Origin of the sequence: Bacteroides finegoldii DSM 17565 (genome assembly GCF_000156195.1) — a bacterium.
GTDB classification, from domain to species: Bacteria; Bacteroidota; Bacteroidia; order Bacteroidales; family Bacteroidaceae; genus Bacteroides; species Bacteroides finegoldii.
This window is the reverse complement of sequence record NZ_GG688323.1, coordinates 7,840-20,362: the sequence shown is the minus strand read 5'-3', so window position 1 is coordinate 20,362 and position 12,523 is coordinate 7,840. Positions and strand designations below refer to the sequence as shown.

Genomic DNA, 12,523 nt, shown 5'->3' with positions numbered 1-12,523 from the left:
ACGTTAGCAACACAGACATACCGGGACGCAGATCATCTACCTTTTGCATCGGACGAGCATGAATCTCAAATGTGCGCAAATCATAACTTCCGGTTTGCTTGGTTGATTTCCACGTGGCGAAGCTACCTAGCGGACTAATATAGTATATCTTAAATTCAACATCTTTTTTACCGATAGCAGGTATATCTGCGATGAAAGTTTCCCCCATTTTAAACTGCGGCATCAGATCTTCACGCACATTGAGAACAACATGTACATCATCCATTACTACCAAATTCATAATAGGAGTACCCGGTGCAACCAACTCTCCACGTTTTGGGAAGATGCTTGCTATTTGCCCGTCCTCCGGTGCTGTCAGCCGTGCATCGAGCAATAAAGCAGAAACTTCATCCACTGTACTTTTGGCAGCGTCTACCATACTGGCGGCAGACGCTTTATCTTCTTTTTGTGCACCATCTACAGCCATCTGGTATTGTTCATACGCTGCACGTTCGGCTGCAACAGCTGCTTTATACATCGCTTCCACTTCATCTTTTCTCTGAGAAGTTACAACACTATCTTTATATAAAGTAAGAATACGATTATACGTTGTTTGAGCAAGACCGAGATCACTCTTTGTCTTGTTCCAGAGCTGTAATGCAGTAGCTACAATCTGGCGACGGGTTCCAGCATCTATTTTTTTATTCTGTTGTACGGCAACCTGTTCCAAAGCATTTACTTGTTGATACTTGGCATATATTTCAGGACTATTGATTACAACAAGAGTATCCCCTTGATGTACCCAATCACCTTCCCGGACAAAGAATGTGTCTATACGCCCGGGAAGTTTTCCACTAATACGAATTTCAGTCGCTTCCGCTTGCCCTTGAAGAACTAACGGTTGTTTATGCATCAATATAATTCCCAGTGCTGTAAAAACACCGACAGCGAACATAATAATGACGAAGGCCCATGAAAGGGTTCTACTAGCTAATTTCATTGTTTGTTACGGTTTAGGTTGATAGTTTGCAAATTGTTCAGGTGTGCCACAGAGTGAAAGTAGATTCATCAGTGCCACATCATATTCATAATATGCTGCCAAACGAGCCACCTTTACATTGGCAAGCATGGTTTCAGCATCAATAACCTCGGTAGAAGTTGCCATTCCTTCAGCGAAAGATTTCTTCCGGATACGAACCAATTCTTCACTTAAAGCAATTGTCGCATTCAATGCCTTCACATTATCCTGCGCTTTTTGCAACTGCGTATATAACTTATCTATACCAACAGCCAAATCGTCACGAGCCTTCATTTGCCCTAAAGCAAGCGTCTGTTCCGTTAACTTCGATTGGCGTATTTTCTTCTCACGATCCAAACCATCGAACAGATTCCACGTAAACCCGATACCTATCATCGTACGCGGTAACAAATTACTCTGAATACCATGCGAATATAAGGTTTGTTTTCCGAAAAGGGCTATATTCGGCATATAGCCACTTTGTGCAATCCGTACTTCTTGCTTGGCAATATGCTGCTGTAACCGTAACTGGTTAAGCGTATAGTTCCCGCTGTTTACAGAGAAGTCAAAAAGCATCTTAGGAGGTATTGAATCATTCATAAAAAGGGGAGAAGTAGGTGCTATATCAGTATCTGTATCTTTTTTATTCAGCAAAACTTTTAAAGCACTTTGCACTACTGTTTCTTCTTTTCGTGCAGCTTCCAATGCACGCTTAGCTTCATCCATATTTACTTGGGCAAAAAGTCTTCCGGCTTTATCAAGCATACCTGCAGCTTCTAACTTCAAGGCATTTTCATAATGTTTCTTCAATCCGTTGTAGGTTTCTTCACGAACCGTCACAATTTGTTGTGCCAGTCGAAGCCCATAATAACTTTCAACTAATAGATTTTGCTGATTGGCCGATACCTGTGCCCGACTTTCCCGTGCCAAGTCGACCATCGTTCTTCCGATGTTGGTGGCACGGAAGCGTTTACCACCGGAAAAGAGTACCCACTCGGCTGATAAATCAACAGTTGTCAGATTTCTTGGAGTCAAAGGAAATATAAGGGTATTTGCCCCAATTTGATCCAGTATAGACGAAATGATCTGGTCATCCGGAATAATGGAATGTACAAAGTCTTTAGCCGGATCGGTAAACTGCGATAAAGGCTGTTTGACTTCGATCTTCTCCGACATGTGTACAAACGCACCTGTAGATTGAAGACTGGGATACCAAAAAGCATTCAACTTATCACGTTCAGCCTTCGCAATCTCAATACTCTTATCTGCTATTTTCAGACTCTGATTTCCTTGATTCAACAGATGCAGTGATTCTTCGAAACTTAATGGTATCTGTGCATCTATCTGACCGATGGAAAAATACAAAGTCAATAGTATAAAAAGTCGCTTATTTTTTTTCATACTGGTTAGGTTATATCTGAATTTGAGATATTCTAACAGATGAAAAGAGAGGTTTGTTCATCAGAAAGAATATAGCAATACAACAAAAGAAGGTTTCAACGCTTTTTTATAAGATGTTCTATTTTTCATCTTCTCTTTGAATCACGTTTGTATCATTTCTATCAGATAGAAAAAATGATGCATAAAATAATGCAAGTATATGCAATAAGCGTGTTATTAATGGATATAAACTACTTGATTATACAAAACATAAATGCATATTGGAGTTGTTTCTTTAAAGGAAAAGCTCTGTTCCTTTAAATGGAACCAACCGTTGGTCGGTGAGAAGCGTGTTCTCCCTTTAAAAGGAAGCTACCAAATAGCCCATAAAGTACCTGTTTGTTTCTAAATCTTATTTATTTTGCTAGAAACTAAATCTGTCAATTTGAAATAATATAAGCAACTTTATTCTCACATATTCAATATTCATTCTCTATTTAGAACCTAGTGATAGATTATTCACTAAAATAGTTTATATCTGAATCTTATTAACCGGAAATCCTGGAGTTTTTTCTATAGCGACTATCGTCAATCTGTATATTTTTAATTATACGGGCTACTAATATGCGTTTTTTTATATCCGGTTGTTTTTCATCAAAACAAAAGAATTGAAGATGCTTTGATTTCTCTTTTTTCTTGCATTAAAATTTCTGCGATTTTATTTGAGATATAAAAATTATGTTTACCTTTGCATCACCATTTCATAAGGCTTTTGAGTCGAGAAATGCAGTAAATATGCGGTAATAGCTCAGTTGGTAGAGCGGCGGCTTCCCAAGCCGCAGGTCGCGAGTTCGAGCCTCGTTTACCGCTCTTTTGAAAATCAGGTGGTTATCTTAAATAAACTGCCTGATTTTTTATTTTTCAAGCCCCCTTTTCTATGGTTTTATCTATTATCGGAGGAAACCTAAACTGAACTATTGTAGAATAACCCTAATTGAATAACCAATATGGCTAAGAAAATAGAGAAATATCTCCCCGTAGATTACAGTGACAGTTTTTCCATAGAAGTTACAGAAAATCGTTTGTCTCCTAAAGATATTATTTTAAAAGTCTTTGCTCATAACCCCGCTTGGCTCCGAATGTTGTATGCAATAAGGGCCTGTTTAGTCAAACCTTTCGGTATAGAAACTAAAGCTATTGAAAGTGAAGAACTTATTATAGAGGAAGACAAGCAAGAAGCAATTATGAGAAAAGACGATAAACATTTATTGTTTTATGTCGATATTTTCATTACACCATTGGAAACAGGAAAACAAATGATTGAGGTTACCACATTAGTAAAATACCATAATTGGGTAGGAAAGGCTTATTTCTTTTGTATAAAACCTTTTCATCGGGTCATAGTGCCTTTAGTTCTCAAAAAGGCGCTATGCTGAACAAGCATAGTCGCGGATGCAACGATATAACGAATATGAAAAATGAGATATGTAATATAGAAGCAAATGACTTTAGAAAATTAATGCATGAAGAATAGGGCAGTTCATGCATTTTTCGTATTTTTGCACCCTGTTTTAACACTCAAGAAAACTTTAAATAGAAAAATATAATGGCAAAAGAACTGAAAGACCTTACCAAACGTAGTGAAAACTACTCACAGTGGTATAACGATTTGGTGGTAAAAGCTGATTTGGCAGAACAATCTGCCGTGCGCGGATGTATGGTGATTAAGCCTTACGGATACGCTATCTGGGAGAAAATGCAACGTCAATTGGACGACATGTTCAAGGAAACAGGACACGTAAATGCATATTTCCCGCTATTAATCCCGAAATCATTCTTAAGCCGCGAAGCTGAACACGTAGAAGGTTTTGCTAAAGAGTGTGCCGTTGTAACGCATTATCGCTTGAAGAATGCAGAAGACGGTTCAGGAGTTGTAGTAGATCCTGCAGCTAAATTGGAAGAGGAATTAATTATCCGTCCGACATCAGAAACAATCATCTGGAATACTTATAAGAACTGGATTCAATCTTACCGTGACCTGCCTATTCTTTGCAATCAGTGGGCTAACGTTTTCCGTTGGGAAATGCGTACACGCCTTTTCCTGCGTACTGCTGAATTTCTGTGGCAAGAAGGCCATACTGCTCATGCTACTCGTGAGGAAGCGGAAGAAGAAGCAATCAGAATGCTGAATGTATATGGTGAATTTGCAGAAAAATATATGGCCGTTCCTGTTGTAAAGGGAGTAAAATCAGCCAACGAACGTTTTGCCGGTGCACTTGATACTTATACAATTGAAGCCATGATGCAGGATGGAAAAGCGTTGCAGAGTGGTACCTCCCACTTCCTGGGACAAAACTTTGCAAAAGCATTCGATGTTCAATTTGTTAATAAAGAAAACAAGTTGGAGTATGTTTGGGCTACTTCATGGGGCGTTTCTACCCGTTTGATGGGTGCATTGATTATGACTCACTCGGATGATAACGGATTGGTATTACCTCCGCATTTGGCTCCTATTCAGGTAGTGATCGTTCCTATCTATAAGAATGACGAACAACTGAAACAAATCGATGCTAAAGTAGAAGGCATTGTAGCGAAACTGAAAGCATTAGGTATCTCTGTTAAATATGACAATGCAGATAATAAACGTCCGGGCTTTAAATTCGCTGACTATGAATTGAAAGGTGTACCTGTTCGTTTGGTTATGGGTGGTCGCGACCTTGAAAACAACACCATGGAAGTGATGCGCCGTGATACACTGGAAAAAGAAACAGTTACTTGTGAAGGCATTGAAACGTATGTTCAGAACTTGCTGGAAGAAATGCAGGCTAATATCTACAAGAAAGCATTGGACTACCGTAACTCCAAGATTACAACAGTAGATACCTACGACGAATTTAAAGAAAAAATCGAAGAAGGTGGATTTATTCTGGCTCATTGGGACGGAACTACTGAAACAGAAGAAAAGATTAAGGAAGAAACCAAAGCAACCATTCGTTGTATTCCGTTCGATTCATTTGTTCCGGGAGACAAGGAACCGGGTAAATGTATGGTAACAGGCAAACCATCTGCTTGCCGCGTGATATTTGCACGTTCTTATTAAATAGAAATCACACATAATTATAAAAAGGATGGAAACGATTCAATCGCTTTCATCCTTTTCTTTTTCCATCCATATTATATTATTTGTGACCTGTCCTAATAGTTCATAGGACATTCAATAGTTATTTCAAACTCTTTTTTCAATCCATTTCAGTTTTATTTCAGAAATATCCCTTTTCTTTGTAGCTGTAAAAAAGAAAGGAGACAAAGTTATGAAGATATTGATTGTAGAAGACGAACCCTCTTTGAGAGAACTGATTCAATGTTCACTTGAAAAAGAACGTTACGTTGTGGAAACAGCCAGTGACTTTAATTCTGCTCTACGCAAAGTTGAAGACTACGACTATGATTGTATCTTATTGGACATCATGCTACCGGACGGAAGCGGACTTGATCTTCTTGAACGGCTGAAAGCTCTCCATAAACGGGAGAACGTAATTATTATTTCCGCAAAGGACTCCTTGGAAGACAAAGTTTTGGGACTAGAACTGGGAGCAGACGATTATTTGCCAAAACCATTTCATTTGGTTGAACTAAATGCACGGATTAAAAGCGTGATTCGCCGTCATCAGCATGACGGAGAAATTGATATCCGCCAAGGTAATGTACGAATAGAACCGGATAAATATCGTGTATTTGTCAACGATCAAGAAGTGGAGCTAAATAGAAAAGAGTATGACATCCTGTTATATTTTATCAATCGTCCCGGAAGATTAATCAATAAAAACACTTTGGCCGAATCAGTATGGGGAGATCATATTGACCAGGTTGATAATTTTGACTTCATATATGCACAGATTAAGAATCTTCGCAAAAAGCTCAAAGATTCGGGTGCAAACATTGAAATCAAAGCGGTCTATGGGTTTGGGTATAAAATGGTAGTAGAATAAAAAAAGAAAGAGAATATTGTCTATGAAATTAATATATTACATCATTCTTCGTATTACGCTTGCTTTGACCTTCATACTGACGGTCTGGGCTATATTTTTTTATGTTACGATGATTGATGAAGTCAACGATGAAGTGGATGACGCTCTGGAAGATTATTCGGAAACCATCATTATCCGGGCATTGGCAGGAGAGGAGCTACCTTCTAAAACCAACGGCTCCAACAATCAATATTATATGATGGAAGTAAGCAAAGAATATGCGGAAAGCCGGGAGGATATTCAATATAAAGACTCTATGGTATATATTGAAGAAAAAGAGGAAACCGAACCGGCACGTATTCTTACTACTATCTTTAAAGACGATGAAGGACGATACCACGAGCTGACAGTATCAACTCCCAGCATTGAAAAAGATGACTTGAGAGATGCCATCCAAGTATGGATTATATTTTTGTATGTAGCTCTGTTATTCTGTATTATTATCATTTCCGTATGGGTGTTCTATCGGAATATGCGACCGCTCTATGTACTTCTTCATTGGCTGGACGGTTATCAAACAGGAAAAAAGAATAAGCCGTTGAGTAACGAAACCCAAATCACGGAATTCCGAAAATTAAATGAGGCTGCTATTCGTTATGTAGAACGTACGGAGCAGATGTTCGAACAACAAAAACAATTTATCGGAAATGCTTCACATGAGATACAAACTCCACTTGCTATCTGCCGTAACCGATTGGAAATGTTGATGGAAGATGATTCGTTATCAGAAAAACAACTGGAAGAGCTGATGAAAACCCACCAGACTTTAGAATACATCACTAAATTAAACAAATCTCTACTATTGCTTACCAAAATTGACAATGGCCAGTTTACGGATACCAAGCAATTGGAACTAAATGGACTTCTCAAACAATATCTGCAAGATTACGAAGAAGTTTACGACTATCGTAACATAGAAGTAACTATCGATGAACAGGACATTTTCAATGTGACAATGAATGAATCTCTGGCTGTTGCTTTACTCACGAATCTCCTAAAAAATGCATTTGTACATAACATTGACGGGGGACATATCCGGATCACTGTTACCAAAAACAGTATTACTTTCCGAAATTCAGGAGTAGAAAATCCGTTGGATAAGGAACATATCTTCGAACGTTTCTATCAAGGAACTAAAAAGGAAGGATCTACAGGTCTGGGACTAGCAATAGCCGATTCTATCTGTCGTTTGCAACACTTGAGTATAAGATATTACTTCGAACAGAAAGAGCACTGCTTCGAGATTTCCAGACAATAATTTTTTATTCAGAAAACACAAAGGACACGGAGTAAAAAGTGAATAACTTGTCGGTAATCATTATCCGATCTATCAGCTGTATTCATTTAACTTATTTCTCTGTGTCCTTTGCGTCTTTTATGGTGAGTTAGTTATCGGGATCGTATTTCTCTCCTCATAAACATGATATAAGAGATAGCGAAACAGATAACTGTTGCTGCAATCAGTCCCGTCAGTTGCGGCCATACGACTAAAAGACTTTGTCCCAACGGAAGCGGACTGGGAATAGCTCCCTGCACCTGTTCCATAGTCAATGGTCCCAAACTTCTAACAGAAGGCATCAATAATGTAGTGGTAGCTTCATTAAACAATTCACTCGGTGCCAAACGCATCAATCCCAAAATAAACTTTTGATAACTGATAATCTGATAAGGCGACGCCATCTGTGACGGGCTTAAACCTTTTGCCACCAAATTAACAATCATGGTATAGAATACGCTAAAGAACAACCAAACAGCCACCGATGCCAATGCAGAAGTCGCTGCCTGACGAAAACGGAGTGAAAACAAAATAGCTAAATTCAGCCAAAATGCTACATAAAAGATACTGGTAATGATGAAGAAAACAATTCGCCAAAATTCTTCTGCTGTAGGAGGAATGCCAATGGCAATCAATCCACAGCCCATTACCAAAAAGCCCAATACAAACAGCATGATACCTATTACAATCAGAGCAGCCACAAACTTCGCGTTGATAATGCAATCACGATGAATAGGCTGGGACAGCATACGGCTCAATGTTCCTTTATTTTGTTCGGAATTGACTGCGTCAAATCCTAAGGCGATTCCCAATAAAGGTCCTAAGAAGTTAATAAACAGTACAAAAGAGGGGAGAGTCCCATCTGAAACCGTAAACAACTTCAAAAATAAAAACGAGCCGTCCGGATCATTAGGCTTGATAGCTTCACCAATATTTGTGAGTGCTGTATATAGCGATCCCATGCAGGTAAGCGCTATAATACCTATTAATATAATGAACCGCCAACTTTTGACATGGTCGGAAATTTCCTTGTTGACGATCACCCAAAAAGGATGATTGACTTTATTCATGTCTTTCTCCTCCTTCCTCAAAATAATGGTTATAAATATCAGACAATTCCTGTTTCTTGTCTTTCAGTTCTGCCATATCGATCAACGCAAGTAATTGGCCATTACTAAACAAACCAACACGGTCGCACACTTTCTGTACCTGATCCAAGTGATGGGAAGAGAAAAGCACAGTCAAACCTTCTTCTTTGCTCAACCAGCGAATCAGTTCGATAAACTCCTGAACACCTGCCGGATCAATTCCTGAAGTTGGCTCATCGAGGATAATAATCTCCGGATTTTTAATAAGTACGTCAGCCAACCCCAATCGCTGTCTCATACCACGAGAATATTTTCCGGTCTTTTTGGTTAACTGATCTTCAAGGCCTACCCGCTTCATCAGTTCCATAGCTTTGGTTTTTGCCTCCTTATCAGAAATACCATTTAATCGCGCTGTATAAATCAAGTTCTCCGGCCCTGTCATATCATCATAAAATCCTACATCTTCAGGCAAGTAACCTATCCTCCTTTTTACTTCAATAGGATGTGTCGTAGAATTTATTCCACAGATTTCAACAGTTCCCGAAGTAGGTTCCGTCAACCCTAGCATCATTAAGATAGTAGTTGATTTTCCGGCACCATTCGGTCCCAACAATCCGAAGATTTCCCCTTTCCGGATATTCAGGCGAATATGATCTACAGCAGTGAAATTACCATATTGCTTGGTCAAATCGGTAAGTACGATCACTTGTTCGCCCATCATTTACCTCCTTCCATATTTACGGAACAGATAGTACACCACACCGATAGTAGCAATGATGATAAGAACACCTACCCATCCCCATATCATCGGAGTTTTTACCGCAATTCTGAACTGCGCATCGGCATTTACTTCAGGGGTTTTGGCCATGATAGTAGTTACATAGTCCCCAGGCAATGCTTTTTTAGAAGCTTTCAAAGTAGCCATCACCGTTGATGTCTCGCCGGCTTTTAATGCATCAATCTTTGAAGGTTCAAAAGTTACTTCCCAGTCTGCTGGTTTATTGGCAGACAACTGAATATCTTTCAGTAATGAAGAGCCAGTGTTTCTTACTTCCAGTTCTATTTTCTTCACATCACCAACTGTGACATCTGTGCTCAATAACCCGCGAGGAGTAGTCAGTTCCATTTGATAAGAACCGGTGACAACTACTTCCAGTTCCAATTCGGCAGAAGTTGTACCTGTAGCAGCACGTACCGGAATTTTATAGCTACCGGCTTCTACATTGGCAGGAGGGGTAATATCTATACTTACATTTTGTGTACTGTTTGCCTCTACTTGTGCAGAAGTGGCTTGTTTGTAGTTCGGTTTAAAAACGACATTCCACCCTCTGGGGGCATTAGCCATCAAAGCATATAGTTGCTGATCAGCGGTCTGATTCTTTAAAGTAGCACTGAAAGTGAAGGTTGATTTCGAATTTCCCTGCATGTTGGGCTGGTCAGTAGTAAATTCGGTTTGGTACGTTCCTTTTTGAGCAACCACCACATCCAAGGGAAGTTTAGCGTTTCCGGCATATACCACAAAATGATAATTGCCTTTATTCACTTTTAATGGAACTTCGACTTTTAAATTAAAAGTCTTTTTCTCTTTGGGAAGTACCGACAGCTGGCTAAGGCTCCAGCCACCGGATTTCATTTCGTGTTTCCAACTGGAGGACAATCCGCTAACAGAAAGATTCGCATTCGTCAATTGGTCCGTGTTGTTAATAAGATCAATACTGTAATCAATTGACGCTCCGGGCGATACGGAGATTTTTGTGTAAGGTGTATACAGAATCACGCTTTTCGGTATTGAATCATTGGCGTGCGTGTAACTCATGGGAATAACTCCCAATAGAATAGCGAATAATAAAAAATAATTTGTTCTCATAGTCATAAAAAAGTTCTTATGGTTATTTAATATGAATATCGTCAAATTCGTGTGTGCAAAAATAAACGATGTGTATATTAGTAGTTTTAAAAGAATCCTAAAGAATCTAATATCAAGAAGAAATTATATGACGCTATCGCTATAGGACAATGACGGTATCCTTATATAAATAGTGACGCTATGTTAACAGGATAGCGTCACTATATTTTTGTGAGATTTTTTTCGATAATTCTCAAAATTCCCAAATCTTTTCAGATTCTCCTTTCATCTTTGCAATGTGAAATTAATAATAGTAGTAAAAACCAATATTTAAAAAACAACGATTATGAAAAAGTTAGTATTCTTATTAGTATGTCTTTTTACTTTGCAAACAGTAGCTCGTGCAGATGACGACAAACCTATTCAGGTAACTCAAATGCCACAACAAGCACAGCAGTTTATCAAGCAGCATTTTGCCGACAGCAAAGTAGCATTAGCCAAAATGGAAAGTGATTTCTTTTATAAAAGTTATGAAGTGATTTTCACTAATGGCGATAAAGTAGAATTTGATAACAAAGGAAACTGGGAAGAAGTAAATTGCAAATATAGTGCGGTACCTGCAGCTATTATCCCTGCAACAATTCAAAAATATGTAACGACCAATTATCCCGATGCTAAAATCCTGAAAATAGAGAGGGATAAAAAAGATTATGAAGTAAAACTGTCCAACCGTACGGAATTGAAATTCGACTTGAAATTTAATTTGATTGATATTGATTAATTAAACCTTTTAAAACAGACTGATAATGAAACTAAAAAAATTTGCTTTTTTACTGGCACTAAGTGCTATATGGAGTTTACAAAGTTGTGACAATAATGATGACGAATCACCGAACGTACCTGTAGAGTTACAGAATGCCTTATCATCCAAATACCCGAATGTAACGAATGTAAAATGGGAAAGTAAGGCCGGATATTATGTCGCTGATTTCTATGACCAGTATGAAATATCTGCCTGGTTTACACAGGACGGAATATGGAAAATGACTGAAACGGATATTCCTCTCTCTGCATTGCCCCAAGAAATACAGGCCTCCTTTGAAAACAGCGAATATTATCTTACTTGGAAAGTAGATGATGTAGATAAATTAGAACGGGATGGTTTTGAAATTATTTATGTAATCGAAGTGGAAAAACAAAATCAAGAGGTGGATTTGCACTATTCTGCCAATGGAACATTGATAAAGAGTATTGTTGACACAGATAATGATGAAGATGAATATCTCCCTGTTCAACTGACAGAGGCCATAAAGAATTTCATTTATAAAAACTATTCAAATGCTCTTATCATGGAAGTAGATATAGAAAACGACCGAAATGATAAGTATTACGGATATACGGAAGTGGACATCATTCATAACAGAATCCATAAAGAAATATTATTCGATTCGAACGGAAACTGGTATTCGACTTCATGGGAAGTGCATAAAAATGAACTTCCGGAGACTGTTAGGAATGTTATCGAAAAGCAATATAAAGAATATAATTTGGATGACGCAGAGTATATCGAAAAAGCTAATGACACAAAATATTATCGCATTGATTTAGAATTAGGAGAGACTGATCTTACAGTAAATATAGATAGTGATGGAAATGTCATTCCATAAATGAAAAGGTTATCCGGTAAATAAAATAAGAGGATGTAAATTAAACTGTGTCAGCAAAGATTAAAATAAAATATTAACTTTGCTAACACAGTTTTTTTATGAAAGAAGAATTTGATTTTGAAAGTATCAAGAACAAGGCAATTGAACAGCTGAAAGCAGGTAAGCCCTTGTTAGGTAAAGACGGTGCTTTTGCCCCTTTATTGGAAAGTATCCTGAATGCAGCTCTGGAAGGTGAGATGGA

At 38.2% G+C, this 12,523-nt stretch carries 11 protein-coding genes and 1 tRNA gene; 7 read left to right on the top strand and 5 right to left on the bottom strand.

The genetic code is table 11. From position 1 onward, the window contains the following. Positions 1–979, bottom strand: a 979-nt coding sequence (locus tag BACFIN_RS10620; protein ID WP_007752821.1) for an HlyD family secretion protein, incomplete at its 3' end; no start/stop codon positions are given. A gap of 6 nt (positions 980–985) precedes the next feature. After that, on the bottom strand, positions 986–2,398 hold the full coding sequence (locus BACFIN_RS10625; protein WP_007752818.1) for a TolC family protein: 1,413 nt from the start codon (positions 2,396–2,398) through the stop codon (positions 986–988). Positions 2,399–3,174: 776 nt separating this feature from the next. Between BACFIN_RS10625 and BACFIN_RS10630 the strand changes: the two genes are divergently transcribed. From BACFIN_RS10630 to BACFIN_RS10650, 5 genes are all read left to right on the top strand, one after another. After that, positions 3,175–3,247, top strand: a tRNA-Gly gene (locus BACFIN_RS10630). A gap of 137 nt (positions 3,248–3,384) precedes the next feature. Next, a complete protein-coding gene (locus BACFIN_RS10635; protein WP_004295997.1) occupies positions 3,385–3,813 on the top strand; it encodes a DUF2867 domain-containing protein in 429 nt (142 codons plus the stop codon). Positions 3,814–3,983: 170 nt separating this feature from the next. Next, on the top strand, positions 3,984–5,477 hold the full coding sequence (gene proS, locus BACFIN_RS10640) for a proline--tRNA ligase (protein ID WP_007752799.1): 1,494 nt from the start codon (positions 3,984–3,986) through the stop codon (positions 5,475–5,477). Between the two features lie 211 nt (positions 5,478–5,688). Further along, the gene (locus tag BACFIN_RS10645) at positions 5,689–6,366 is read left to right on the top strand and encodes a response regulator transcription factor (protein WP_007752797.1); all 678 of its coding nucleotides are present in this window, start codon (positions 5,689–5,691) and stop codon (positions 6,364–6,366) included. Between the two features lie 22 nt (positions 6,367–6,388). Next, complete coding sequence (locus BACFIN_RS10650; protein WP_007752795.1) at positions 6,389–7,663, top strand: sensor histidine kinase; 1,275 nt, start codon at positions 6,389–6,391, stop codon at positions 7,661–7,663. Between the two features lie 131 nt (positions 7,664–7,794). Here BACFIN_RS10650 and BACFIN_RS10655 read toward each other — a convergent pair whose 3' ends face one another. From BACFIN_RS10655 to BACFIN_RS10665, 3 genes are read right to left on the bottom strand one after another with little or no spacing between them, the layout of a single operon-like run. Next, positions 7,795–8,751 (bottom strand): ABC transporter permease, encoded by a 957-nt coding sequence (locus tag BACFIN_RS10655; RefSeq protein ID WP_007752792.1) that lies wholly within the window; start codon positions 8,749–8,751, stop codon positions 7,795–7,797. Next, on the bottom strand, positions 8,744–9,487 hold the full coding sequence (locus BACFIN_RS10660; protein WP_032839573.1) for an ABC transporter ATP-binding protein: 744 nt from the start codon (positions 9,485–9,487) through the stop codon (positions 8,744–8,746). Before BACFIN_RS10660 ends, BACFIN_RS10655 begins: the two co-directional genes overlap by 8 nt. Before the next feature lie 3 nt (positions 9,488–9,490). Next, positions 9,491–10,642: a COG1470 family protein gene (locus tag BACFIN_RS10665; RefSeq protein ID WP_007752789.1), complete on the bottom strand. Its 1,152-nt coding sequence runs from the start codon at positions 10,640–10,642 to the stop codon at positions 9,491–9,493. Between the two features lie 319 nt (positions 10,643–10,961). On the opposite strand from BACFIN_RS10665, the gene BACFIN_RS10670 reads away from it, so the two are divergent. Both BACFIN_RS10670 and BACFIN_RS10675 read left to right on the top strand, forming a co-directional pair. Then, on the top strand, positions 10,962–11,396 hold the full coding sequence (locus BACFIN_RS10670; RefSeq protein WP_007752787.1) for a PepSY-like domain-containing protein: 435 nt from the start codon (positions 10,962–10,964) through the stop codon (positions 11,394–11,396). A gap of 25 nt (positions 11,397–11,421) precedes the next feature. Next, entirely contained in the window at positions 11,422–12,282 is an 861-nt protein-coding gene (locus BACFIN_RS10675; RefSeq protein WP_007752785.1) for a PepSY-like domain-containing protein, read from the top strand. Positions 12,283–12,523 lie beyond the last annotated feature (241 nt).